The organism is Frigidibacter sp. MR17.14 (genome assembly GCF_037095735.1).
In the GTDB taxonomy this organism is placed as follows: domain Bacteria; phylum Pseudomonadota; class Alphaproteobacteria; order Rhodobacterales; family Rhodobacteraceae; genus Frigidibacter.
In genome coordinates, this window is sequence record NZ_JBAWKD010000003.1 from 506,167 (window position 1) to 530,543 (window position 24,377).

Sequence of the window (24,377 nt, forward strand, 5' to 3'; positions counted from 1 at the left end):
GCTGGCCATTGCGCGCGCCGCACCACTTGTCGCGCCCCTCCACCGGGGCGCGGATACCCGGCACTCGCATCTCCTGGGCCCCTCATGCTGCCGAGCGCCCATTCTTCGCGGCGCGTCCCGGCGAACCCCCGCGGCACCTTGGGTGCGCACTGACCGGCACGCGACCGCGAAGCGTGATCGCTCGGCCAAGCCATTGTAGGAGCTTAGATAAACGTCATCGATCCAATGACATGAAGGCGAACGCCCATTTTCGCGCGGCGCGGCGATCACAGCCCGCCCCAATTTCGTAGTTTTTTACTCGGAATATAGGCGCCAGCTCTGGACAATTCCGACAATTACAGTAGGGAATCGCCGAAACACATCATCGGCGGCCCCATGACCCTTTCCAGATCTGCTCTCCTGCTGCTCGGCCCGAGCCTTCTTTCCCTGCACGCCGCCTGGGCGCAGGAGCCCACAGAGGCCCTGACGCTCGACACGATCACCGTCACCGCCTCGCCCGACAGCGCGGTCGCGGCCGATGGCTATGTCGGCACCTACAGCCAGGGCGCGACGAAATCGGCAACACCGGTGGCCGAGACCCAGGCCTCGGTCTCGGTCGTCACCGGGCGGCAGATCGAGGACCAGGGCGCGACGACGCTGGGTCAGGCTCTGTCCTACACCGCCGGCGTCCTTGGCGAGCCCTATGGCGCCGACCCGCGCTTCGACAGCCCGACGGTGCGCGGCTTCGAGGCGCGCGGCGCGCAATATGTCAACGGCCTGCGCCAGCTGCGCTACATGGGCGCCCCCGCCTACGAGACCTACGGCCTGCAGCAGGTCGAGGTCCTGAAAGGCCCGAGCTCGTCGCTGTACGGCGCCGGCAGCCCGGCGGGCATCATCAACCAGGTGCAGAAGCGCGCGCAGGAGTTCGACTTCGGCGAGACCGGCCTGTCCTTCGACAGCAACGGGTCGTCGGCGGCCTTCCTCGACATCAACCGCGCGGCGTCGGACACGCTGTCCTACCGCCTGACCGGCATCGGCCGCGACAGCCAGACCCAGATCGACGAGCTTGGCAACGAACGCGGCTATCTTGCCGGCGCGCTGCGCTGGCGGCCCGACGACCAGACCACCATCGACGTCATCGCGTCCTACACCAAGGACAGCCCGATCTCGCCCACCGGCGTCCCCTACGGCCTGACGCAGACCGAAAGCGGGCGCGAGCTGCGCAAGCTGCAGACCGACGAGGAAGGCTGGGACCGTTCAGACCGCCAGATGTGGAACACCGGGGTCGAGATCAGCCGCGCGCTGGACAACGGCTGGACGCTGAGCCAGGGCTTCCGCTACGAGAAATTCGACTGGGATTACAACGGCACCTATGTCTCGGGCCTCAGCACCGACGGCAGCCAGATCCTGCGCGGCGCGAACTTCCAGGACGAGGACACCACCGGGCTGAACCTCGACACCCGGCTTGCGGGCGAGATCACCACCGGCGCCGTCACCCACCGGCTGCTCTTCGGTCTGGACCTGCGCCGCTACGAGGCCGACACCACGACCGAGTTCTACACCGGGACCGCGCTCGACTGGGCCGACCCGGACTATGGCAACCTGCCCACCGGTGCGCCCTGGTATACCTCGATCAGCTCAGTCGAGCAGACGCAGGTCGGGCTTTATGCGCAGGACGAGCTCAGCTTCGGCAACTGGCGCGGCTCGCTGGCACTGCGGCAGGACTGGACCGAGCAGACCGGCGACACCTACACCAACTATGCCGGCGACGGCACCATCGACCAGCGCGACCAGGCGCTGACCGGGCGCGCGGGGCTGGGCTACCAGTTCGCGGGCGGGGTGATGCCCTATGTCAGCTATTCGACCTCGTTCGATCCCGAGATCGGCACCGACGAGAACGGCGACGCCCTCGACCCGCTGACCGCCCGGCAATGGGAAGTGGGGGTGAAATACCAGCCCACCGGGATGAACGCGCTCTTCTCGATCGCGGCCTATGACCTGACGCAGGAGAACGTCACCGTCTCGCTCGGCAACGGGCTGAGCCGGCAGATCGGTAAGGTCAGCTCGAAAGGGGTCGAGCTCGAGGCCACGGCAGAGCTGGCCAAGGGCTGGAACCTGCGCGCCGGCTACGCCTGGAACGAGACCGAGCAGCAGGGCGGCACCACCGACGGGCTCGAGATGCCGAATGCGCCCGGGCAGCTGGCCAGCCTGTGGCTGGACCACGATCTGGGCAACGGCATCAGCCTTGGCGGCGGCCTGCGCCACATCGGTGAGCGCAAGGGCGATCTTGCCAACACCTACGATCTTGAAGCGGTGACGCTGGTCGATCTGGCCGCGCGCTATCGCCACGGCGCCTACGAGGCCTCGCTGAACGTCTCGAACCTGACCGACGAGGTCTATGTGGCCAACTGCGGCAGCTTCGGCTGCTTCTATGGCGAGGGCCGCACGCTCACCGCCAAGGTCAGCTACAAATGGTGAGCGCCGCGGTGCGGTCCGGGGCCGTCTCCCCCGGGCCGGACCGCCGCGCGCTGCTGGCCGCCGCCGCCGGCCTGATGCTGGCGGCGGCGCTGCCGTCACGCGCCCGCGCCGGGCTGCGGGCCACCCCGCGGCTGGCGGCGATCGACTGGGCGATGCTCGACACCGCCGTCACGATCGGCCACGTGCCGGTCGCCGGATGCGAGCTGATCCGCTATCGCGCCGAGACCGTCGCCCCGCCGCTGCCCGACGCGGTCACCGACCTTGGCCTGCGCGGCGCCCCGAATTTCGAATTGCTGCAGCTGACCCGGCCCGGGCTGATCCTGTCCTCGCCCTATTACACCCGCTACGAGGCACGGCTCGCGACGCTGGCGCCGGTGCTGAGCCTGCCCTTCTTCCTGCCGGGCGAGCCGCCGCTGCCCAAGGCGCTCGACGCGCTGGAACGTCTGGCCGAGGCGGTGGACGATGCCCCCGCCGGTGCCCGCGCCCGGGCGCAGGCCGAAGCGTCCCTTGACGGCCATGCACGGGCGCTGGTGCCCTATGCCGACCGGCCGGTCTGTCTTGTGAACATCGGCGATGCCCGCCACCTGCGCGCCTTCGGCTTCGACAGCCTCTTCGGCAGCACGCTGGCGCGGCTTGGCCTTGCCAATGCCTGGGAAGGGCGGACGCGGTTCAGCTTCCTGGCCCCCGTCCCGCTCGAGGCGCTGGCCGCCCTGCCCGAGGCGCGGCTGGTGATCGTGGGCGAGGTGCCGCCCGAGGCGCGGCGCGGGCTCGAGCGCAGCCGGCTGTGGCGCGCGCTGCCCGCCGTCGCCGCCGGCCGGGTCTACCACCTGCCCGAGGTCAATGCCTTCGGCGGCACCGGCGCCGCGCTGCGCTTCGCCGCCCTGCTGGGCACCGCGCTGCAGGCCGGACCGGACGCCACCGCATGAGCCGCGCGACCGTGCTCGTTCCCGCCGCGGGGCTGCTGGCCGCCGCGTTGCTGGCCGCCACCCTGTGGAGCCTTGCCGCGCTGCGGATCCTGCCGTTTCCGGACTGGCCGGGGATCGCCCCGCTTGGCGACAGCCCCGACCTCGGGCAGATCCTGCTGGGCTGGGGGCTGATGCCGCGCGGGGTGATCGCGCTGCTGGCCGGGGCGGCGCTGGGCCTGTCGGGGGCGCTGCTGCAGACGGTGCTGCGCAATCCGCTGGCCGATCCGACGACGCTGGGGATCTCGTCCGGGGCGCAGCTTGCGCTGGTGCTGGCGACGGTCTTCGCCCCCGGCGCGCTCGAGGCCGGACGCTGGCCCTTCGCGATGGCGGGGGCCGCCGCGGCGGCGGGGCTGGTGATGGCGGTCGGCGCGCGGCGGCGGTTCGCCCCGGTGACGCTGGTCGTCACCGGGATGCTGGTGGGCATGACCGCCAGCGCGGTGGCGACGGCGGTCACGCTGGCGCGCGGCGAATACCTGCTGTCGCTGGTGATCTGGAACGGCGGCGCGCTGGCGCAGCAGGACTGGTCGGGCGTGCGGGGGCTGACGCTGGTGCTGGCCGCGGGCGCGCTGGGCGCCGCGGCGCTGCTCAGGCCGCTGCGGCTGCTGGCGCTGGGGGCCGAGGGCGCGGCGGGGCTGGGCCTGCCGGTCGCACCGCTGCGGGCGGCGGCGGTGGCGCTGGCGGCCTGGATCGCGGCCTCGGTCTCGGCCGAGCTGGGGCTGATCGCCTTCGTGGGCCTTGCCGCCCCGGCGCTGGCGCGCAGCCTTGGCGCCCGCGGCCCGGGCGCGCTGATGCTGCTGTCGCCGCTGGTAGGCGCGCTTCTGCTGTCGCTCTGCGACGGGCTGGTGCTGACGCTGGCGGGCCATGCGGGTGAAAGCTTCCCGACCGGCGCGCTGACCGGGCTGATCGGCGGGCCGCTGATGCTGTGGCTGCTGCCGCGACTGCGCGGCATGACCCCGCCCGGCACCGAGGCGGCCGAGGGGCCCGCGCCGCGCCGCGCCCGCCCCGGCCGGCTGCTGGCCGCGCTGGCGCTGGCCCTTGTGCTGGCCACTGTCGCGCTGGTCTGGGTCGGCCGCGTGCCGGGCGGCTGGGCGGTGCTCGACCCGGCCAGCGTCGCGGCCTTCCTGCCCGGCCGCCTGCCCCGGCTGATCGCCGCCGCCGCCGCGGGCGGCGCGCTAGCGCTGGCCGGCGCGATCCTGCAGCGGCTGACGGCGAACCCGCTGGCCTCGCCCGAGGTGCTGGGCGTCTCGGGCGGCGCGGCGCTGGGCTTTGCCGCCGTGGTCTTCACCGTCGCCGCCCCCGGCGCGCTGGCGCTGACCCTTGGCGCAATGACGGGCGGCGCGGTGGCACTGGCGGCGGTCACGGCCTTCGTCCTCTCCCGCGAGATGCCGCCCGAGCGGATCCTGCTGGCCGGCATCGCCGTCTCGGCGCTGGCCTCGGCGGTGCTGTCGGCGATGATGGCGGTGGGCGATGCGCGGGCCTGGACGATCCTGGCCTGGCTGGCGGGGTCGGCGGCGGCGGTCACCGCGGGGCCGGCGCTGGCGATGGCGGCGACGACGCTGGCGCTGTGGGCCGTGGCGCTGCTGCTGCGCCGCTGGCTGGCGCTGCTGCCGCTGGGCGGGGGCGTCGCGGGCGGGCTCGGCCTGCCGCTGGGCCCGGCGCGGCTGCTGCTGATCCTGCTGGCGGGGCTTGCGACCGGGGCCGCGACGGTTCTGGTCGGCCCGCTGAGCTTCGTGGGCCTTGTCGCGCCGCATCTGGTGCGCCGCCTTGGCCTGGCCCGCCCCGCCGACCAGCTGACCGGCGCCGCCCTTGCGGGGGCGCTGCTGATGATGGCCGCCGACTTCGGCGCGCGGATGGCGGGCTTCCCCTATGAACTGCCCCTCGGGCTCTTCGCCTCGCTTCTGGGCGGGCCCTGGCTGATCTGGCTGATGACGAGGTCCAGGCGATGAGACTGTTCGAGATCCGCGACCTTCGCGTCGACGTGCCCGGCCGCCGGCTGATCGACGGGCTGACGCTCGACCTGCCGCGCGGCGGCGTGACCGCGCTGATCGGCCACAACGGCTCGGGCAAGTCGACACTTTTGAAGACGCTCGCCCGGCAGGTCCGGGCCGAGGGCACCCTGCGCTTCGAGGGCCGGCCGCTGGCCGACTGGCGCGCGCGCGACTATGCCCGGCGGCTGGCCTATCTGCCGCAGACCCCGCCCCCGGCCGAGGGGATGACGGTGCGCGAGCTGGTCGCCCTGGGCCGCTATCCCTGGCATGGTGCGCTGGGCCGCTTCGGCGCGGCGGACCACGCTGCCGTCGCACGGGCGCTGGCGGAATGCGGGGTCGAGGCGCTGGCCGGGCGGCTGGTCGACACGCTGTCTGGCGGCGAACGGCAGCGCGCCTGGCTCGCGATGATGGTTGCGCAGGAGGCCGGCACCCTGCTGCTGGACGAGCCGATCAGCGCGCTCGACATCGCGCATCAGGTCGAAGTGCTGGAGCTGGTGCGCCGCATGTGCCGCGGCGGCGGGCGCAGCGCGGTGATCGTCCTGCACGAGGTCAATCTCGCGGCGCGGTTCTGCGACCACGTCGTGGCGCTGAAGGGCGGACGGCTGGTGCTGGAAGGGGCGCCGGGCGCGCTGATGGCGCCCGAGGTGCTGCGGCAGGTCTACGGCATCGGCATGGAGATCCTGACGCGCCCCGGCGGCGGCAGCGTCGCCGTGCCGGCCTGAGGCTTGCCCCGCATCCGGCGCCGGGGCGGTGTTCCTGCGCCGAAGGCCTTGTTCAGAACCGTGCGGGCAGAGTTCGGACGGCCCAACCGCGGTCGGACCGATGTCCCAAGCGTCCTCACCCATCCCGCAGGCCAGACGAACGGCTCGGCTGGTCTTCGAGAGGCTTTGGGCGCCCACGAGCCCGGCACCTGCAGCCCGGTCGGCGCCACGCGGCAGGGCCCTGCGCCGAAGGCAGAGTCAGACAGGGCGTAAAGAGATCAGGTTGCCGCGGCCGCGCGCGAACCGATGGAGCAACCGTCCTTGATCGCCCTGCCGTCCACGTCGGCGAAGCGAACACCGCGGCGGGTGCCCAAAGCGAGGGCCGGGGGCACCAATGGTGCCCGAGGGCTGCGGCAGGATGAGCGATGTCTCGAAGTGACCCGGCGGGGTCAATTCCGCGGCGCCGGTCTCAGGCGGGGCGCATACCTTCGCACCGTCAGACACAACGACGCCGGACCGCAGGGCCCGGCGCCGAAGGCGTCCTCAAAGCGGACGGAGAAAGCTCAGGCAGCCTCAGCCACGTTCGAGCCGATGAACCACGCGTCCTTGTCCACCGTGCGGCTCGCGCCGGTGAAGAGATCCGCGGTGTCGGCGTCGCCCGCCTCTTCGGTCGTCTCGATGGCCTTGCGCAGCGACTGCGACACGACCTTGTAGCGCGCCGACAGTTCCCTGACGTGATCCGCCACCTCGACGAGGTCGGTTGGATAGGCCTTCAGCTTGGTCTCCTTGACGATCGACTGGGAGGTGCCGTCCGGCGTGCCGCCAAGGATCACCGAGCGTTCCGCGATCTCGTCGAGGATGTCGCGCAGATGCGCAACGGCCCCGTCCAGAAGCTCGTGCACTCCGATGAAGTTCGTGCCGCGCAGCGTCCAGTGCGCCTGCTTCACGATCAGCGAAAGATCGGTCACGAGGATCAGGTTCTCGTTCAGGGCCTTGATCGAGGTCTTGGCGGCATTGTCGCTGACGCCGCTGGCGAAACGTTCCCGCATGGAAGGTCTCCTGTTGTTGATGTCTCGGCGACACAACGAGCAGAAGCCGAAGGCGTTCCGTGCGCGGCCTCAACCCGCCGCAAATTCCGCCAGCGCCGCCGGGTCGCGCAAGAGCACCGCGCCGCGTGACTGGTCGATCCAGCCGCGGCGGGCGAAATCCTGCAGGGTGCGCGAGACGACCTCGCGTGCGGTGCCAAGCTCGGCCGCCAGCGCCTGATGGGTGGCGCGGATCTCGCCGCCCGCGTCCGCGCGATGCGTCAGCAGCGAGGCCAGCCGCAGGTCCATGCGGCGGAAGGCGATCTCTTCGATCACGGTGAACAGGTCGGTGATCCGGTGCGAATAGGCCGCGAAGACGAAGCGGCGGAACTCGGGCGAGGTGACGATCAGATCCTCGAAATCCGCCCGCGACAGCAGCGCCGCGCGGATCGCGGTCTCGGCCAGACCCTCGGCGGTGTAATCCTCGTAGGCCAGCAGGCAGGCGGTGGTCAGAACGCAGCTTTCGCCGGCCTGAACGCGGTAGAGCAGGATCTCGCGCCCGTTCTCGGCCGTCTGCTGCACCCGGACCGCGCCCGACAGCAGAAGCAGCATCGCCGAGGGCGCCTGCCCCGGCCCAAACAGCCGCGTGCCCTCTGGCAGTTCAGCGATCGCCGCGCGGGCGCGCAATTCCGCCCGCGCCGCGGGCGCCATCCGCGCGAGGCCCGCGAAGGCCAGTGTCCAGTCCTCGGTCGCCGTGCCGGCCATGCCCGCCCCCCTCAGCCACGGGCCCCAGCATAGGGACCCGGCGGAGGGCGGACAATCGCGCCGCGCGGGCGGTCAGAAGTGGTTGGCAGGGATCTTGAAGTAGCTCTGCCCGTCGGCCTCGGGTTCGGGCAGACGTCCGCCGCGCAGGTTCACCTGCAGCGCGTGAAGCATCTGACGCGGCAGGGCCAGCGTCGCGTCGCGCGCCTCGCGCACGGCGATCCACTCCTCACGCGTGCGGCCGGCAAGCTGGATGTTGGTGGCCTTCTGCTCGGCCACGGTGCTTTCCCAGGCCGGTTCCTCGCGGGTCTTGGTGCCGTAGTCGTGGCCGATGAACAGCCGCGTGTCCCCGGGCAGCGCAAAGATCGCCTGCAGCGAGTCCCACAGCATCGCGGCCGAGCCGCCGGGGAAGTCGCAGCGCGAGGTGCCGGCATCGGGCTGCATCAGCGTGTCATGCACGAAGGCCGCGTCGCCGATGACATAGGTGATCGAGCCCAGCGTGTGCCCCGGGCTCAGCATCACCCGGCCGGTGAGCGTGCCGAGGCGGAAGGTCTCGCCATCCGCCAGCAGCCGGTCGTGGTCGCGCGCGGGGTCCAGCGTGCCCTCGGGCAGGTGATAGATCCCGGTCCAGATCCCGGCGATCTCGGTGCATTTCTCGCCGATCCAATGTGGCGCGCCGGTCTTCTGCGACAGCCAGTGGCCGGCGCTCAGGTGGTCGGCATGGGGATGGGTGTCGAGGATCAGGGTGATCTTCACCCCCTGCTCCTCGGCCAGCTTAAGCGCGTATTCGGCGGCCACGGTGCGGGTGCGGGCCGCGACCGGGTCGAAGTCCAGCACCACGTCGATCAACGCGGCCTCGCGCGTTGCGGGGTCGATGACGAGGTACTGGCAAGAGCCGGTGGCCTTGTCGTGGAAGCCGATCACCTCGGGCGATCCGGCACCGCGGGAGGGGCTCGTCTTGGTCAGCATGGGAGGTCCTTGGTTCGTTCGAGAGGGTCAGAGGGCCGCCGCCGCATGCCACAGCATGTAGGCGGCGACGGCGAAGATCAGGAAGGCGAAGACGGTCGAAAGGCTGCCGCGGTCCGACAGGCGCCGCGCCACGGCCGCGCCCGCAAGCCCGCCGCCGAGCCCGCCGGCGATGAAGACGCCGGCCAGCGCCCAGTCGACAAGGCCCGAGGCCGCGTAGTTCAGCGCGGTGGTCAGCCCGAAGGCGGTCACCGCGACAAGGCTGGTGCCGACGGCGTTGATCATCGGCATGTGGGTCGAGGCGACGAGCCCCGGCACGATCAGGAAGCCGCCGCCGATCCCGAAGAAGCCCGAGACGGTGCCGGTGGCCAGCCCGTAGCCCACCACCTGCCCCGCGTTCTCGCGGCTGCACTGGGCACCGGCAATGCCTGCGTCGCGGCGGTTGCGCAGCATCAGCGCCCCGATCACCACCATGATCACCGCAAACAGCGCCAGCAGCTTCTGCCCGTCGATCGCCTTGCCCAGCGTCGAACCGGCCGTGGCGCCAAGGATCCCTGCCCCGGCATAGATCGCCCCGCAGCGCCATTTCACCGTGTGGGCCCGGGCATGGTGGCCGAGGCTCGTCGCGGCATTCACCGCCACCGCCAGCGCCGAGGTGCCGATCGCCACATGCGGCTCGGCCACGCCGACGACATGGACCATCAGCGGCACCGCAAGGATCGAGCCGCCGCCACCGACCAGCCCGAGCGCGAGGCCGACCGCCCCCCCGCAGAGGGCGCCGAGAACGATCTGTGCGCTGTCCAGCATCTCAGCCCCGCGCCGGTTTCGGCGGACCAAGCCGCTTGAGGCCGCGCGCGGCCAGAAGCCCCGCCATCAGCGCCGCGACGAACAGCACGACATCGGGCAGCCCCAGCCCCAGCGCCGGCAGCGCGGCCCCCGGGCAGAAGCCCGCGATCCCCCAGCCGACGCCGAACAGCGCCGAGCCGCCGATCAGGGCCGGGTCGATGCGCTTGGTGTCGGGCAGCTGGAAGCCGGGCGCGAACCGCGGCGCGCGGGCTGCCAGCACCAGCCGATAGCCCGGGATGGCCACCGCCAGCGCCCCGGCCATGACGAAGGCCAGGCTCGGATCCCAGGTCCCGGCGATATCGAAGAAGTTCAGCACCTTGGCCGGGTCGATCATCCCCGAGACGGCGATGCCGGCGCCGAAGATCAGGCCGATGAGAAGGGCAGAGAGCAGGCGCATGTCAGGCCCCGATCAGGTGACGGATGACGAAGACGGTGACGAAGGCCGTGGCCATGAAGCTGGCCGTCGCCACGATCGAACGGCGCGAGAAGCGCGCATTGCCGCAGACCCCGTGCCCCGAGGTGCAGCCGCCGCCGTAGCTGACGCCCACGCCGACGATCAGCCCGCCGACGACGATCGCGGGGCGCGAGACCGGGATGGTGATCGCGGGCGACCAGCCGGTCAGCGCAAGGATCGCCACCGGCGCCAGCACCATGCCCGCCACCAGCGCCGCGCGCAGTTGCCAGTCGCGCGCATCGCCGCCGCGCATCAGCCCCGACAGGATCCCGGTCGCGCCGAGGATGCGCCCGTGCAGCGCCATCAGCAGCACCGCCGCCAGCCCGATCAGCGCCCCGCCCGCTATCGAGGCCAGCGGCGTGAACTCGGTCACCGGGTTCATGTGCGGCAGGTCCGAAGGCCCAGCAGCCGATAGGCCGGGCAGAAGCGCAGGATGCCGGTCGCCAGCAGCACCAGGCCGACGATCCAGCCAAGCAGGTGCGGCACCCCGGCCGGCAGGACGCCGGCCAGCGTCGCGGCGAGGACCGCGAGGCCGAGAAGGATGCGAAGCGCGCGGTCGAGACCGCCGACATTGCTGGTCATGACACCATCTCCTGAACGAGCATGATCTACCCGTCCAGTATGTCAGTTCCGGAAAATGCCGTCAGTGACCCCGGTCACAGAGTCGCAGCCTCTGCGCGCCCCTGCCGCAGCGTCAGAAGTTGACCCGGTCGCCCCCCTTCAGCGCCAGCAGCTCGCGCGCCTCGTCCGGGGTCGCGACCTCGAGGCCCAGTCCCTCGATCACCTGCCGCGCGGCACGCACCTGCTGGGCATTGCTCTCGGCCAGCTGGCCCCGCCCGGCCCAGAGATTGTCCTCGAGCCCGACGCGGACATGCCCGCCCATCGCCGCGGACATCGCCGCGACATTCAACTGGTTGCGCCCCGCGCCCAGCACCGACCAGCGGTAGTTGTCGCCGAACAGGCGGTCGGCGGTGCGCTTCATGTGCAGCACGTCGTCGGGATGCGCGCCGATGCCGCCCATCAACCCGAAGACCGTCTGGATGAACAGCGGCCCCGTCACCAGCCCGCGGTCGAAGAAGTACTTCAGGTTGTAGAGATGCGAGGTGTCGTAGCACTCGAATTCGAAGCGGGTGCCATTCGCGCCCAGCGTGGTCATCACATGCTCGACGTCGCCGAAGGTGTTGCGGAAGACGATGTCCTTGTTGCCGAGGTGGTCGCGCTCCCACTGGTGCTTCAACTGCGAATCGTAGCGGTCGAGCATCGGGAACAGGCCGAAGTTCATCGTGCCCATGTTCAACGAGGCGACCTCGGGCGCGTAATGGGCGGCGGGGCGGATGCGCTCGGCCACCGACATGGTCGGCGCGCCGCCGGTGGTGATGTTCAGCACCGCGCCGCTGCGCTGCTTGATCACCTCGAGAATCGGCTTGAACGCCTCGACCGACTGGTCGGGCCGGCCGTCACTCTCGTTGCGGGCATGCAGGTGGACCATCGCGGCCCCGGCCTCGGCGGCGCCGACCGCCGCCTCGACGATCTCGGCCGCGGTCACCGGCAGGTGCGGCGACATCGACGGCGTGTGGATCGAGCCGGTGACGGCGCAGGTGATGATGACTTTGCCCTTGAGGCTCATGGTCTTGGTCCTTGGCTTGGAAGAGGGAACGCGCCCGGCGAAGGGCGATGTCAGGCGAGGCTGCGCGGGCGCGGGCGCCGCCACGGGACCGCGACGGCGCGCGAAATCAGTCGCTGCATGGCCATCCCCTCCCCGAGACGTCGCCCAGACTGTCGCCCGAAGCGCGCGGCCCTCTCCCGCAGACGGGGTTCCCGGCCGGGTTGCGCTTCAGTGTGATCTCAGATCATACTGTCGGGCAGAGCCTCACGCTGTCAACACTCAGGCCAAATGACCGACCGTCAGATCCGCCCTCTCGAACCGGCCCCCTCGCTGACCGAGCAGGTCTATGCCGCCATTTCGGCGATGCTGCTGGACGGCACCTTGCGGCCCGACGGGCGCAGTTCGATCCGCGAACTGGCCGAGACGCTGGGCGTCTCGACGATGCCGGTGCGCGAGGCGGTGGGGCGGCTGGTCGCGCAGGGCGCGCTGGTCGTGCACCGCAACCGCGCCGTGGCGGTGCCGCGCTATACCGAGGCCGGGTTTCTCGAACTGACGCGGACGCGCATCCTGCTGGAAGGCGAGGCCGCGCGACAGGCCGCGATCCGGGTCACCGGGCCCGAGCGCACGGCAATCGAGGCATTGCACGAGGCTTTCGCGGCGGCCCTGGCCAAGGGCAGCGCGGCCGAGGCGCTGGTGCTGAACCGGCGGCTGCATTTCGCGCTGTATGATGCCGCGCGGGCGCCGATGCTGCGCCAGCTGATCGGGATCGCCTGGCTGAAGGCCGGGCCCTTCCTGTCGCTGGACGTGGGTGCCAGCGCCGCAGAGCCCGCGGACACCGCGCGCGGGGCCCATTCGGTCAGCGCCCACGCCGCGATCGTGGCCGCCCTCGGCACGGGCGACGGGGCCGCGGCCTCGGCGGCCGTCGCCTCGGACATCGCCGCGGCGGCGCGCACGATCCTGGCCCGGGACGGGCTTTTCGAACGGGAGGAGACCGAGGATGGATCTGGGACTTGAGGGCGCGCGGGTCGTGGTGACGGCGGGCGCGGCGGGGATCGGCCGCGCCATCGTCGAGGCGTTTCTGGCCGAGGGCGCGCGCATCGCGACCTGCGACATCGACGCCGAGGCGCTGGCCAGCCTGCCCCCCGCGGTCTTCGCCGCACGGGTGGACGTGGCCGATGCCGCGGCGCTGACCGGCTTCATCGACGCGGCGGCGGCGCATCTGGGCGGCATCGACTGCCTCGTGAACAACGCGGGCATCGCCGGTCCCACCGGGCGGATCGAAGAGATCGACCTTGCGGCCTGGCAGCGCACGCTGGACGTGGTGCTGACCAGCCAGTTCGTCGCCACCGGCCGGGCGGTGCCGCATCTGCGCGCCAGCGCCAATGCCTCGGTCGCCAACCTGTCCTCAATCGCGGGGCGGCTGGGGTTCGCGCTGCGCACCCCCTATGCGGCGGCGAAATGGGGCGTGATCGGGCTGACCAAGTCGCTGGCCATCGAGCTTGGCCCCGACAACATCCGGGTGAACGCGATCCTGCCCGGCATCGTCGCCGGCGACCGCCAGCGCCGCGTGCTGGAGGCCAAGGCGCAGGCCCGCGGCATCAGCTTCGCCGAGATCGAGGCCGAGGCCTTCCGCGCCACCTCGATCAAGGACTACGTCCCGCCCGAGGCCATCGCCTCGCAGATCCTCTACCTGGCCTCGCCGGCGGGGCGCTTCGTCTCGGGGCAGAGCCTGTCGGTCTGCGGCGACACCCGGATGCTGGCCTGACCGGATCAGGAACGTCCCACCGCGCCGGCCGGGTCGCGCCCGGCATAGTTAAAATTGGTCATGCGCGCCGTCGCGGCCTTGGCTAGGCATGGGGAGCCGGGCCAGCTCCCAAGCTGCATCCCATCCGCCCGGTTCTTCGTGTGACGACCATTTGATCCTGTGCATTTGTAGCCCTGATTTCATGGCGCAGCGTCGCGTCCGCCCCCGGTCCAGCGGGGGAGCGCGGCGGTGGCGCGGGCGGTCAGGCCAGGTCCGGACGCGCTGCACCCGGGGGTCGGCGCCAGGGACCAGGACTGTTGGCGCGTGGGGCGCGCCAGCATGGCATCGGCCCGGGGCCGGTGCATGACCGCGACGGGGTGTTGACCAGTGTCGCCCCGAGCCTTGGTCCAGACAAGGCTCGGGGCGTTTTACGCTCCGGCGACGCGCAACCGGCATCAGGTTTTAGGCATCGAGCTTCAGCACGACCCGCACCAGTTCGACCGCGCGCTGCACGTCGACCTTCGACATCGCGATCTTCAGCTGGTTGCGCACCGTGTGGATGCTGACCTGCCGCGCCTCGGCGATCTCGGCCGGGCGTTCGCCCCGCGCGAGCCGCACCGACACCTCGGCCTCGGCCGCGGTCATGCCGTAGCGCTGGGCCAGAACCGCGCGCAGGTCCATGCGCGGCGCCAGATGGGTGACGATCAGCGCAAGCCCCGGATCGCCGTAGGTGCCGCTGTGATAGGCGATCCCCGGCAAGTCCCCCGGCGCCACCGGCACGAGCCGCAGCCGAAAGCGCAGCGCGCCCTGCCCCAGATCACGCCGCAGCGGGGGCGCCCGGCCACCCGGCGGCGCCCGCCGCCGCGTCGCGAGGCACAGCGCCAGCCAGTCGGTCACCCCCCGATCACGGAATCGCAGCACCCCCCGCCAGTCGAGGCTGAACAGCGCCAGCACCGCCGGCGAGACGTCGTGGTCCATCCAGCTCACCCGCCCCTGCAGGTCGAGCCCGATCAGCCAGCTTGCGCCGCTGACCTGCGCCTCGGCCCGCAGCAGGCGCGAGGCCCGCTCGGCCATCGCCTCGTTCACGTCCAGCGCGTGCTGCAGGTGCGGCGCCAGTGCCTGCAGCGCGGCCAGCAGCCGCGGCTCGCTGCGCTCGCGCGCATCGCGGCGGATGTTGGCGCCCAACAGCAGTTGCACGCCGCCGCGCCCCGCCACCTTCATCGCGCTGCCGGCGATCACGTCGCCCTGCGGGCGCACCCAGTCCTGGTAGAACTCGCCCCGCTCGACGATGCTTTCATCGACCATCTCGCGCGCCAGCAGCGCCCGGCCGTTCGGCAGGCTGGCAAAGGTCGGCGCCCAGGGGTTCAGGTGCAGCATCTCTTGGTGAAGGGCGACGAACTCCGGCTCGAAGCTGCCGATCAGCGTTTCCACCGGCTGCTGCCCATGCGCCCCCAGCCGAAAGGCGAAGGCGCGGGCGTCGCCGCTCGCGGCCTCGATCTCGGCGATCACCTCGGCCCAGGCGGAAGGCTGCAACGCGGCCCGCTGGACGGTGGCGACAAGTCTGGAATGCATGCGGCTCCGGCCCTCCGCGTGGCGACCCGTTAACGACGTTGGCCATCATTGACTGACGAGACAAGTGTTTCGTGGTCTTGGGTCGGTCCCGGTGCAGGGCCTGCGGCTTCCCATAGTTTTTCTAATGCCGACCCGCTGGAACTTCTCTTTTGCAGCAGCCCTGCCTGCTGCGCGATAGTCCGTGCCAATCGTTCCGCATGGGAGACCGCCGCATGCCGCCCCGGATGGTGCTCGAAGGCATCTACACCCCGCTCATCACGCCGTTTCACGCCGATGGTTCGGTCGACAAGGACAGCCTTGCCGAGCTGATCGAGCGGCTGATCGGCGCAGGCGTCCACGGCCTGATCTCGGGCGGCTCGACCGGCGAGAACTACGCCCAGACCGTCGAGGAACGGCTCGACCTCGCGCGCTTCACCGTCGAGCGCACCAAGGGCCGGCTGCCGGTGATCGTCGGCACCGGCGCCATGCGCACGCCCGACAGCCTGGCGCTGGCCAGCGGCGCGCGCGAGATGGGGGCGGATGCGCTGCTGCTGGGCACGCCGCCCTATTCGGTCCCGACCGAGCGCGAGAACGCGCTGAACGCGCTGGCGATCGACCGCGCCGCGGACCTGCCGATCATCCTCTACAACTACCCCGGACGGATGGGCGTCGAGATGGGGCGCGAGTTCCTCGACCGCGTGGGCCGGTCGAAGAACGTGATCGGGATCAAGGAAAGCTCGGGCGACATCAACCGGCTGCACCTGCTGGCCCGCGACTATCCGCATATCCAGATGTCCTGCGGCATGGACGACCAGGCGCTGGAATTCTTCGCTTGGGGCGCGCGCAGCTGGATCTGCGCAGGCTCGAACTTCCTGCCGCAAGAGCATGTCTTCCTTTACGAAACCTGCGTGCGGCAGGGGGATTTCGCGCGCGGACGCCGGATCATGTCGGCGATGCTGCCGCTGATGCGGGTGCTGGAACAGGGCGGCAAGTTCATCCAGTGCGTGAAGCACGGCACCGCGCTGACCGGCCTCAGCACCGGGCCGATGCGCCCGCCGCTGCAGGGGCTGACGAAGGACGACAAGCGCGAGCTGGAACAGGTGATCCGCGTGCTGAAGGCCGCGGTGGCGGCGATCAAGGAAGGGAACTGAGCCATGGCCGAGCTGCTGACCACCGACGAATACCGCGCCATCGCCGCCGGGCTCGACCTGCCGCAGAACGCCTTCATCGACGGCGGCTATCGCCCCGCAATTAACGGCGCCACCTACCAGACGCTGAACCCCGCCACCGGCACGGTGCTGGGATCGGTCGCCGCCTGCGACGCGGCGGATGTCGATCTGGCCGTGGCGAAGGCGCGCGAGGCCTTCGACGACGGCCGCTGGTCGCGCCTGCCCCCGGGCGAGCGCAAGGCGGTGCTTCTGCGCTTCGCCAAGCTGCTGGAACGCAATGCCCGCGAGCTGGCGGTGATGGAAAGCCTCGACTCGGGCAAGACCATCTACGACTGCGAGACGGTGGACATCCCCGAGACGATCCACGTCATCCGCTGGCATGCCGAGCTGATCGACAAGATCTATGATCAGGTCGCCCCGGCCTCGGACGACCATATCGCGCTGGTGGTGCGCGAGGCGGTGGGCGTCGTGGGGCTGGTGCTGCCCTGGAACTTCCCGCTGCTGATGCTGGCCTGGAAGATCGGCCCGGCGCTGGCGGCCGGCTGCTCTGTCATCGTGAAGCCGGCCGAGGACACCGCGCTGACCGCACTGCGCGTGGCCGAGCTTGCGTCCGAGGCGGGGCTGCCGCGCGGGGTGCTGAACGTGCTGCCCGGCACCGGCGCCGCGGTGGGCGAGCCCTTGGGCCGCCACCCGGATGTCGACATGGTGTCCTTCACCGGCTCGACCACGACGGGGCGGAAATTCCTGCACTATTCCGCCGACAGCAACATCAAGGAGGTGGTGCTGGAGCTGGGCGGCAAGAACCCCTGCATCGTGCTGAACGATGCCGAGGATCTGGACGCGGTCGCGGCCCATGTCTTGAACGGCGCCTTCTGGAACATGGGGCAGAACTGCTCGGCCGCCTCGCGGCTGATCGTGCAGCGCGGGGTCAAGGACCGGCTGCTGGAGCGGGTGAAGGCCCATGCCCGCGAATGGGTGACCGGCGATCCGCTCGACCCCGAGACGCGGGTGGGCGCGCTGGTGTCCAAGGCGCATTTCGGCAAGGTTTCGGCTTATCTCGAGGCCTGCAAGGCCGAGACGGTGCTGATGGGCGGCACCTCGCCCGCGCCGGGCTTCATCGAGCCGACGGTGGTCGAGGTCGCCTCGAACGCGGCGAAGCTGGCGCAGGACGAGATCTTCGGGCCGATCCTGACCGTGATCCCGGTGGCGAGCTTCGAAGAGGCGATCGCGGTGGCCAATGACACGGCCTATGGACTTGCCGCCTCGATCTTCACCGCCAACGGCAAGCGGGCGCTGCGCGGCGCGCGGATGCTGCGGGCCGGCACCGTCACCGTGAACAGCTTCGGCGAAGGCGACATCTCGACCCCCTTCGGCGGCTATAAACAGTCGGGTTTTGGCGGGCGCGACAACGGCATCCACGCCCATGACCAGTACACGCAGCTGAAGACCATCTGGCTGGACCTGACGGACCACGCCGACACGGCGCTGGACTGACATGGGCGGGTTCCGGGCTGCACGGGCGCCGGTCTTCACCGGTGCCGCAGGCTGGCGGGCGATCCTGCCCGCGGCCCCCGCCTGCCCGGCGCTGTCGGGCGCGGCGGGCGCGGATGTGGCGATCGTGGGCGCAGGCTTCGCCGGCCTTTCGGCCGCGCGGCGGCTCTTGCAGATCGAGCCGGGGCTGAGGATCGCGATCCTCGACGCGACCCGGATCGCCGAGGGCGGCACCGGGCGCAACTCCGGCTTCATGATCGACCTGCCGCACGAGCTGACCTCGGGCGATTACGCAGGCGGCGGCGAAAGCCGCGACCGCGCGCTCACCCGGCTGAACCGGCAGGCCATCGACTTCGCCGCCGAGGCCGTGCGCGACTACGCGATCCCCGCGGGCTATTTCCAGCGGTCGGGCAAGATCAATGCCGCGGCCACTGACGCGGGGCTCGCGCAGAACGAAAGCTATGCCAAGCATCTGTCGGATCTGGGCGAAGCCCATGAGATCTACGACGCTGCGACCATGCAGGCGATCACCGGCAGCCGCTATTACCGCGGCGGCCTTTTCACCCCCGGCACCGCGATGATCCAGCCCGCGGGCTACGTCATGGGGCTGGCCGCGGGGCTGGAGCGCGCTGGCGTTTCGATCTTCGAGGACACGCCCGTGACCCGGATCGAGCCCACGGCGCAGGGCTGGCGACTGGTGGCGCCCGGCGGCGTGCTGACGGCGGCGAAGGTGATCCTGGCCACCAACGGCCACCTTGAAAGCTTCGGCATCCGCCGCGGGCAGCTGATGCACATCATGCTGAACGCCTGCATGACCGAAGCGCTGCCGCCCGAGGCGGTGGCCGCGCTGGGCGGCGCCGAAGCTTGGGGCGCGACGCCCGCCGACCCGATGGGCACCACCGTGCGCCGGATCGGCCCCGCGCAGGGTGGCCACCGGATCGTGATCCGTCAGGGCGGCTATTACCGCCCCGGCATGCAGACCAGCGCGGGCGATCTCGCGCGGCTGGTCGCGCGGATGCGCCAGAAGTTCGATGCCCGCTTCCCCACCCTGCGCGGCATCCGCTTCGAACACGCCTGGTCGGGGCATCTCTGCCTCAGCCGCAACGGCGTGTCGGTGATGCGCGAGCTGGAGCCCGGCCTTTACGCCGCCGCGGTCTGCAACGGGCTGGGCTCGACCCGCTCGACCCTGACCGGGATCGGCGCGGCGGAACTGGCCTGCGGGCGGAGCAGCGCCGTCACCGGCTTCTTCCTGGCCGAGCCGGACCCGACCCGCCTACCCCCGCATCCCTTCGACACGATCGGGGCAAATGCCTACATGCGCTGGAAAGAGTGGCAGTCGCGGCTAGAGTGAGCGGGCCCTGTCGAAAGATCCGCCCCATGGTCCAGTTCAAGCGCCGCCACCTGCCCTCGCTCGGCGCCTTCGCGACCTTCGAGGTCGCGGCCAAGCACCTGAGCTTCACGCTGGCCGCGCGCGAGCTGAACGTGACGCAGGGCGCGGTCAGCCAGCAGATCCGCCTGCTGGAGAAGGCATTGGAGGTCGCGCTGTTCCAGCGCCGCCACAATGCGCTGTCGCTGACGCCCGAGGGCGAGGGGCTGCTGGCTGCGGTGACCGAAGGGCTCGATTCGATCGGCGCCGGTGTGGCGCGGCTCGGGCACCAGACCGGGCCGCAGCTGGTCACGCTCTCGGCCACCGACGCGATGGCCAGCTACTGGCTGCGCCCGCGCCTTGCCGCCTTCCGGCAGCAGCATCCCGACGTAACCTTCACGATCCTCGCCTCGGACGAGGACGACGGGCTGCGCAGCTATGCCGAGGTCGACATCGCCATCCTCTGCGGCAACGAGCGCTGCGAGGTCGGCGACCAGCTACACTACCTCTGCCCCGAGGTGGCGCAACCGGTCTGCACCCCCGCCTTCCTGCAGGCCTACGGCCCCTTCGACGAGGCCCGCGACCTGCTGGGCGTGCCGCTGCTGCACCTTCACGAACGGCACTGGGCCTCTGACGCGATCGGCTGGCAGCCGCTGGGCTGGCCGGACTGGTTCCGCGCCCGCGGGCTGGCCGGCGCCGGCGGGGTCGAGGGCGTCACCTCGAACAAGGTCGGGCTGCTGATCGAGGCGGCGCTGGCCGGCGAGGGGGTGATGCTGGGCTGGCAGCACCTGGTCGAGGCGCATCTGGCCGACGGCCGGCTGGTGCATGCCCATCCCGCCTCGATCACCGCGGGGCGCGGCAATTTCCTGAGCCTGCGCCGTTCGGCCGCGGACCGGCCCGCCGTGGCGGCGGTGGCGGCGCATCTGGTCACGGGCGCGGCCCCCGGCCCCTGACCCCCGGCCACGCTGCCTTGGCCACTGCCCCCCGTTGCACGAACGAAAAAGGGCCCGGGCATTCCTGCCCCGGCCCCGGAATTCGATGGTACCGCCTTCCCGGTTCGAACGGGAGACCCCCAGATCCACAATCTGGTGCTCTAACCAACTGAGCTAAGGCGGCACTGCGGGGCGATCTACAGTCATTGCGCGGGCATTGCAAGACCGATCCGCACCCGATTGCCGCTTGCTAGACCGCCCCGTTTCGCGCTAGGCGATTGCGCCTTCGGAAAGGACGGAACCATGAGCATCGACAAGGAAAGCGAAATCGCCGCCAACCTCCAGATCGGGCCGACGACACTCGGCATGGTCCGGATCTATGTCGAGGCCGAGGGGCTGGAACTGCCGCTCGACTTCGATCCCGAGGAAGCCGAGGAGATCGCCGAGGAGCTGCGCGCCGCCGCAGAGGCCGCCCGGCAGATGACCCCGGCCAAACCCGCCGGTGCGCCGCAGGGCAAGCCCGGCAAGGGCCGGCGCTGAGCGCTCAGCCCAGGCGGGCCCCGGGGTCACGCAACGCCTGCAGCCGGACCGCCGCATGGCGCGCGAATCCCGCCGTCACCGCCTTGCGCCGGGCGGGCGCAAGCGGCGTGGCCGGCGGCATCCGCAGGATCTCGGCGTCGTAGGCATCGGCCAGGATCAGGCCGCTGCCCTCGGGCAGCAGCCCCGCCGGGAAATCGGCATCCACCGCCCAGAAGAACCGGTCGGCCCAGTCGAGGTAGCCCTGCCACTTGCGGTCCGACACGAAGTCGGTGCGGCAGGACTTGCATTCGACGATCCAGATCTCGCCCTTCGGGCCCAGCGCCATCACGTCGACGCGCAGCCCCGGCGCGGGCACCAGTTCCTCGACCGTGACGAATCCGAGCGACAGCAGGTGCCGGCAGACGCCGCGCGCGATCATCTGTCCGGGCATCAGGGCATGCGTCTCCGCCCCGGCAGGCTCGGGCATGGCACGCGGCGGCGCCGTTTCGTCCCAGCGATCGGGCCCCGGCAGAGGGTCCGATAGGGCGACAGAGAGGGGATCCGGCTTGACCGACATGGGGCGAACATGAACAATCCACGAACACCTGTCCAGTAGGTTGGCGCCCACCTGCCGTCACCAGCCCGTGAGCGCAGCCGGCATCTTTCGTTCCCATCCGAGACCTGCCCCCATGCGGGCGTCGCCCGCCCCGCCTGCCCCGCGGCCAACTCCCCCGCGCCTCCCTTACAGCCACCGCCGCCGCGCCTGCCCTAAAGTGATCGCCGCTCCGCCTGCCTTGCGGGCATCATCGCGGCGCCACCTGCCTCGCGGCCATAGCGGCCCCGCCTGCCCTGCGGGCACCGTCCGGCCCGCCTACCCTGCAGCCATCGCCGCCTTACCTGCCGTGCAGGCGTCGCCGTCCGGCCAGCCTTGCAGCCGTCACCGGGCACCTGCCGTACCTGCTTCGGAGCCATCGGCGCCCGGCATGCCCAGCGGGCGGCGCCTCGACCGCCTGCCATGCAGCCATTGCCCCTTACCTGCCTAGCAGGCATCTCCCACCGCGCCTGCCCTTGCGGGCACCGCCCCCCTCGCCTATCTTGTCAGGCGGCGGGTACTGCCCCTCGCGTGAGAGGCTTTTTTCCAGTGGCCGATAAGCATTTCCGAGGGTGCTGGCTCTGCCATGGTCCTGGCCATGGTATCTGGTGCCCACCTGGTACATCCAGGCTCTCGGGAAATCACGCCATCCACGGTTGCCGCGGTTCCCGCCGCCTTCCCCTACTCCTTCACGCTCAGGGCTGATCCGGCCCGGAGCCCTCGCCGATCCGCGCCAGCGCGATGGCGAACTGCACGCCGCCGAAGACCACGGCATTGGCAAGGATCATCATCCCCACCGCGATCCAGCCACCGCGCACGGTGGTCACCAGATGCCTCAGCCCGGCGACGTCGAAGCCGATCAGCAGCGCGGTGAAGACCGCGGCCAGCAGTGTGCCCAGCACGGCCGAGCGGATGTAGAGACGGACGAGTGCGGGCATGCGGCGGCTCCTCCCAGCGCAGGGCGCGAGCCTAGCATGGAAAAGGCCGCGACACGCCATCTGCGCATCGCGGCCTTTAGATCAGGTGCAGCCGGCGGGCCGGCCCTCAGAACGCGTCGGGGCGCGCCTCGCGGGCCATGTGGTCGAGCACCGCGTTCACGAAGCTCGGCTCCTTGCCTTCCGGGAAGAACGCACGGGCCACGTCGACGAACTCGTTGATCACCACCTTGGGCGGGGTCGCAGGGTTGAACAGCTCGGCCCCCGCGGCGCGGAACAGCGCGCGCAGCGTCGGGTCGATGCGGTCGATCGGCCATTTCGCGACCAGCGCCCGGTCGGTCATCTGGTCGATCTTCGCCTGCCAGGTCACCGCGTCGTCGATCAGGCGGCGGAACAGGTCCGGATCGCCCTCGGCCATCTCGTCCTCGTCATAGGTCGCGCCGAAACGGTGCGTCTCGAACTCGCGGGTGATCTTCTCGGCGGTCTGGCCCGAGACCTCCATCTGGAACAGCGCCTGCACGGCGTAAAGGCGGGCGGCAGACTTCATCTGCCGCTTCTGCTCGGAGGTCAGCTTGATCGGGCGCGGGGTGTCTTCGGTCATCGGGGCCTCGGTCAAGGTCATGCGGTCTAGGGTCAGGCGGGATCAGCTCTCGGCAGAGGCGAGGAAGCCGACGCCCTTGGTGCGGCGCGCCCATTTGCGGGAAAGCGCGACCAGATGCAAGGCCGCAGCGGCAGCACCGCCGCCCTTGTTCTGGCCCGCCGCCTCGGCCCGCGCCACCGCCTGCGCGCGGTTTTCCACGGTCAGGATGCCGTTGCCGATGCAGCTGCCCTGCAGGCCCAGCAGGGTGATCCCGCGCGAGCTGTCGTTGCAGACCGTGTCGTAATGCGTCGTCTCGCCGCGGATCACGCAGCCCAGCGCCACGAAGCCGTCGTAGTCGGTCATCCGCGCCGCCATCCCGATCGCGGTCGGGATCTCGAGCGCGCCCGGGACCTCGATCGTCTCGTGGCTGCCGCCCACCGCCTCGACCACGCCGCGCGCGCCGGCCAGCAGCTCGTCGGCGATGTCCTTGTAATAGGGCGCCACGACGATGAGGATCTTCACCGGCCGGTCGAACTCCGGCAGCGGCAGGGTGTAGTGCTGTTCGGCCGCGGCCATGGTCTTACTCCGTGATCGGATGGGTGCCGGCGATCTCGAGCCCGTAGCCCTCGAGGCCCACGACCCGCGGTTGCTCGCTGTTGGTGACCAGCGTGATCTGCTTCAGGCCCAGCGTGGCCAGGATCTGCGCGCCAAGGCCATACTGGCGCAGGACATGCGGGCTGGCGTGCCCCTCGACCGACAGGCGCATGGTGGTGTCGCGCAAGAGCACGATCACCCCGCGCCCGATGGTGCCGATGGTGCGCATCGCCGCGGCAAGGTCCGAACCCTCGCCGATGCCCAGCACATCCTCGAGCGGGTCGAGCTGGTGCACCCGCACCGCGACGGGCCCCGGCGAGGACAGGTCGCCCTTGGTCAGCACGATCTGCTCGGCGCCCTGCGTGGCGTCGGTGAAGATGCGCATCACCCAGTCGCCGCCATGCACCGATTTCACCGGCTTCACCGCGGTTTCGGTCACGAGGTTGTCGTGGCGGCGGCGATAGGCGATCAGGTCCGAGATGGTGCCGATCTTCAGCCCGTGCTTCTGCGCGAATTTCACCAGGTCGGGCAGCCGCGCCATGGTGCCGTCGTCGTTCATGATCTCGCAGATCACGCCGGCGGGCTTCTTGCCGGCCAGCCGCGCGATGTCGACCGAGGCCTCGGTATGGCCGGCGCGGACCAGCACGCCGCCGTCGCGGGCGCGCAGCGGGAAGATGTGGCCCGGGGTCGCGATGTCGGAAGGCTGGGTCTTGTCGTCGATGGCGACGGCGATGGTCAGCGCCCGGTCGGCGGCCGAGATCCCGGTCTCGACCCCTTCGCGCGCCTCGATCGAGACGGTGAAGGCGGTTTCGTGGCGCGAGGAGTTCTTAGAGGCCATCAGCGGCAGGTTCAGCGCGTCGATGCGCTTGCTTTCCATCGGCAGGCAGATCAGGCCGCGGCCGTGGGTGGCCATGAAGTTCACCACCTCGGCATTCGCCATCTCGGCGGGAATCACCAGATCGCCCTCGTTCTCGCGATCCTCGTGGTCGACGAGGATGAACATTTTCCCGGCACGGGCATCCGCGATGATTTCCTCCGTCGTGGAGATCGCGTCGCGATAATGGTCTTCGGGAAGGATGGGATCGGTCATGGCAGCGCTCCGGACAGTCGTGGTCCGTTTAGCGCGTCCGGGCC

The 24,377-nt window shown here is 70.9% G+C and carries 25 protein-coding genes, 1 tRNA gene and 1 other RNA gene; 12 read left to right on the top strand and 15 right to left on the bottom strand.

The window, feature by feature from the left end; all coding sequences use genetic code 11:
• The first annotated feature begins 375 nt into the window (after positions 1-375).
• Genes V8J36_RS11110 through V8J36_RS11125 form a run of 4 tightly spaced genes read left to right on the top strand, consistent with a single transcriptional unit; the run spans position 376 to position 6,132 of the window.
• Positions 376-2,457, top strand: a complete 2,082-nt coding sequence (locus tag V8J36_RS11110; RefSeq protein WP_336467346.1) for a TonB-dependent siderophore receptor — start codon at positions 376-378, stop codon at positions 2,455-2,457.
• Positions 2,451-3,383, top strand: coding sequence for an iron-siderophore ABC transporter substrate-binding protein (locus tag V8J36_RS11115; RefSeq protein WP_336467347.1), 933 nt, complete (start codon positions 2,451-2,453; stop codon positions 3,381-3,383). Before V8J36_RS11110 ends, V8J36_RS11115 begins: the two co-directional genes overlap by 7 nt.
• Positions 3,380-5,368: a Fe(3+)-hydroxamate ABC transporter permease FhuB gene (gene fhuB / locus V8J36_RS11120; RefSeq protein WP_336467348.1), complete on the top strand. Its 1,989-nt coding sequence runs from the start codon at positions 3,380-3,382 to the stop codon at positions 5,366-5,368. Before V8J36_RS11115 ends, fhuB begins: the two co-directional genes overlap by 4 nt.
• Positions 5,365-6,132, top strand: coding sequence for an ABC transporter ATP-binding protein (locus V8J36_RS11125; RefSeq protein ID WP_336467349.1), 768 nt, complete (start codon positions 5,365-5,367; stop codon positions 6,130-6,132). The genes fhuB and V8J36_RS11125 overlap by 4 nt, the downstream gene beginning before the upstream one ends.
• 542 nt (positions 6,133-6,674) lie before the next feature.
• Here the strand turns inward: V8J36_RS11125 and dps are convergent.
• The 8 genes from dps to V8J36_RS11165 form a co-directional block, all read right to left on the bottom strand.
• Positions 6,675-7,160 (bottom strand): DNA starvation/stationary phase protection protein Dps, encoded by a 486-nt coding sequence (gene dps, locus V8J36_RS11130; protein WP_336467350.1) that lies wholly within the window; start codon positions 7,158-7,160, stop codon positions 6,675-6,677.
• A gap of 69 nt (positions 7,161-7,229) precedes the next feature.
• Positions 7,230-7,901, bottom strand: coding sequence for a Crp/Fnr family transcriptional regulator (locus tag V8J36_RS11135; protein WP_336467351.1), 672 nt, complete (start codon positions 7,899-7,901; stop codon positions 7,230-7,232).
• Between the two features lie 72 nt (positions 7,902-7,973).
• Positions 7,974-8,867, bottom strand: a complete 894-nt coding sequence (locus tag V8J36_RS11140) for an MBL fold metallo-hydrolase (RefSeq protein WP_336467352.1) — start codon at positions 8,865-8,867, stop codon at positions 7,974-7,976.
• A gap of 27 nt (positions 8,868-8,894) precedes the next feature.
• Positions 8,895-9,671 carry a sulfite exporter TauE/SafE family protein gene (locus V8J36_RS11145; RefSeq protein WP_336467353.1) on the bottom strand — a complete coding sequence of 259 codons (777 nt, stop codon included), beginning with the start codon at positions 9,669-9,671 and terminating at the stop codon, positions 8,895-8,897.
• 1 nt (position 9,672) lies between these two features.
• Positions 9,673-10,107 carry a DUF6691 family protein gene (locus V8J36_RS11150; protein ID WP_336467354.1) on the bottom strand — a complete coding sequence of 145 codons (435 nt, stop codon included), beginning with the start codon at positions 10,105-10,107 and terminating at the stop codon, positions 9,673-9,675.
• 1 nt (position 10,108) lies between these two features.
• Positions 10,109-10,546 (bottom strand): YeeE/YedE family protein, encoded by a 438-nt coding sequence (locus V8J36_RS11155; RefSeq protein WP_336467355.1) that lies wholly within the window; start codon positions 10,544-10,546, stop codon positions 10,109-10,111.
• Positions 10,543-10,746 carry a YgaP family membrane protein gene (locus V8J36_RS11160; protein ID WP_336467356.1) on the bottom strand — a complete coding sequence of 68 codons (204 nt, stop codon included), beginning with the start codon at positions 10,744-10,746 and terminating at the stop codon, positions 10,543-10,545. The genes V8J36_RS11155 and V8J36_RS11160 overlap by 4 nt, the downstream gene beginning before the upstream one ends.
• Before the next feature lie 112 nt (positions 10,747-10,858).
• A complete protein-coding gene (locus tag V8J36_RS11165; protein ID WP_336467357.1) occupies positions 10,859-11,791 on the bottom strand; it encodes a 3-keto-5-aminohexanoate cleavage protein in 933 nt (310 codons plus the stop codon).
• Between the two features lie 267 nt (positions 11,792-12,058).
• Between V8J36_RS11165 and V8J36_RS11170 the strand changes: the two genes are divergently transcribed.
• Together V8J36_RS11170 and V8J36_RS11175 are read left to right on the top strand one after the other, a co-directional pair.
• Positions 12,059-12,784, top strand: coding sequence for a GntR family transcriptional regulator (locus V8J36_RS11170; RefSeq protein WP_336467358.1), 726 nt, complete (start codon positions 12,059-12,061; stop codon positions 12,782-12,784).
• Positions 12,768-13,535, top strand: coding sequence for an SDR family oxidoreductase (locus tag V8J36_RS11175; RefSeq protein WP_336467359.1), 768 nt, complete (start codon positions 12,768-12,770; stop codon positions 13,533-13,535). The genes V8J36_RS11170 and V8J36_RS11175 overlap by 17 nt, the downstream gene beginning before the upstream one ends.
• Positions 13,536-13,976: 441 nt before the next feature.
• Here V8J36_RS11175 and V8J36_RS11180 read toward each other — a convergent pair whose 3' ends face one another.
• Entirely contained in the window at positions 13,977-15,086 is a 1,110-nt protein-coding gene (locus V8J36_RS11180) for a helix-turn-helix transcriptional regulator (protein WP_336467360.1), read from the bottom strand.
• A gap of 224 nt (positions 15,087-15,310) precedes the next feature.
• Between V8J36_RS11180 and V8J36_RS11185 the strand changes: the two genes are divergently transcribed.
• The 4 genes from V8J36_RS11185 to V8J36_RS11200 are packed head-to-tail and all read left to right on the top strand — an operon-like array spanning position 15,311 to position 20,044.
• A complete protein-coding gene (locus V8J36_RS11185) occupies positions 15,311-16,216 on the top strand; it encodes a dihydrodipicolinate synthase family protein (protein ID WP_336467566.1) in 906 nt (301 codons plus the stop codon).
• Between the two features lie 3 nt (positions 16,217-16,219).
• Positions 16,220-17,728 (top strand): aldehyde dehydrogenase, encoded by a 1,509-nt coding sequence (locus V8J36_RS11190; protein WP_336467361.1) that lies wholly within the window; start codon positions 16,220-16,222, stop codon positions 17,726-17,728.
• 1 nt (position 17,729) lies between these two features.
• Positions 17,730-19,076, top strand: a complete 1,347-nt coding sequence (locus tag V8J36_RS11195; RefSeq protein WP_336467362.1) for an NAD(P)/FAD-dependent oxidoreductase — start codon at positions 17,730-17,732, stop codon at positions 19,074-19,076.
• 26 nt (positions 19,077-19,102) lie between these two features.
• The gene (locus V8J36_RS11200; RefSeq protein WP_336467363.1) at positions 19,103-20,044 is read left to right on the top strand and encodes a LysR substrate-binding domain-containing protein; all 942 of its coding nucleotides are present in this window, start codon (positions 19,103-19,105) and stop codon (positions 20,042-20,044) included.
• Between the two features lie 86 nt (positions 20,045-20,130).
• Here V8J36_RS11200 and V8J36_RS11205 read toward each other — a convergent pair.
• Positions 20,131-20,207: transfer RNA gene (locus V8J36_RS11205), tRNA-His, on the bottom strand.
• Positions 20,208-20,326: 119 nt separating this feature from the next.
• Here V8J36_RS11205 and V8J36_RS11210 point away from each other — a divergent pair.
• A complete protein-coding gene (locus tag V8J36_RS11210) occupies positions 20,327-20,563 on the top strand; it encodes a DUF6324 family protein (protein WP_336467364.1) in 237 nt (78 codons plus the stop codon).
• Positions 20,564-20,567: 4 nt separating this feature from the next.
• Here the strand turns inward: V8J36_RS11210 and V8J36_RS11215 are convergent, their stop codons facing one another.
• Positions 20,568-20,993, bottom strand: a complete 426-nt coding sequence (locus V8J36_RS11215; RefSeq protein ID WP_336467365.1) for an MmcB family DNA repair protein — start codon at positions 20,991-20,993, stop codon at positions 20,568-20,570.
• 655 nt (positions 20,994-21,648) lie between these two features.
• On the opposite strand from V8J36_RS11215, the gene ssrS reads away from it, so the two are divergent.
• Positions 21,649-21,806: non-coding RNA, 6S RNA (ssrS, locus tag V8J36_RS11220), on the top strand.
• 23 nt (positions 21,807-21,829) lie between these two features.
• On the opposite strand, the gene V8J36_RS11225 is transcribed toward ssrS, so the two are convergent.
• From V8J36_RS11225 to ribB, 4 genes are all read right to left on the bottom strand, one after another.
• Entirely contained in the window at positions 21,830-22,072 is a 243-nt protein-coding gene (locus tag V8J36_RS11225; protein ID WP_336467366.1) for a hypothetical protein, read from the bottom strand.
• Between the two features lie 106 nt (positions 22,073-22,178).
• Positions 22,179-22,670, bottom strand: coding sequence for a transcription antitermination factor NusB (gene nusB / locus V8J36_RS11230; RefSeq protein ID WP_336467367.1), 492 nt, complete (start codon positions 22,668-22,670; stop codon positions 22,179-22,181).
• A 42-nt stretch (positions 22,671-22,712) separates the two neighbouring features.
• On the bottom strand, positions 22,713-23,225 hold the full coding sequence (locus V8J36_RS11235; protein WP_336467368.1) for a 6,7-dimethyl-8-ribityllumazine synthase: 513 nt from the start codon (positions 23,223-23,225) through the stop codon (positions 22,713-22,715).
• A 4-nt stretch (positions 23,226-23,229) separates the two neighbouring features.
• Positions 23,230-24,333: a 3,4-dihydroxy-2-butanone-4-phosphate synthase gene (gene ribB, locus V8J36_RS11240; protein ID WP_336467369.1), complete on the bottom strand. Its 1,104-nt coding sequence runs from the start codon at positions 24,331-24,333 to the stop codon at positions 23,230-23,232.
• Between the last annotated feature and the right edge of the window lie 44 nt (positions 24,334-24,377).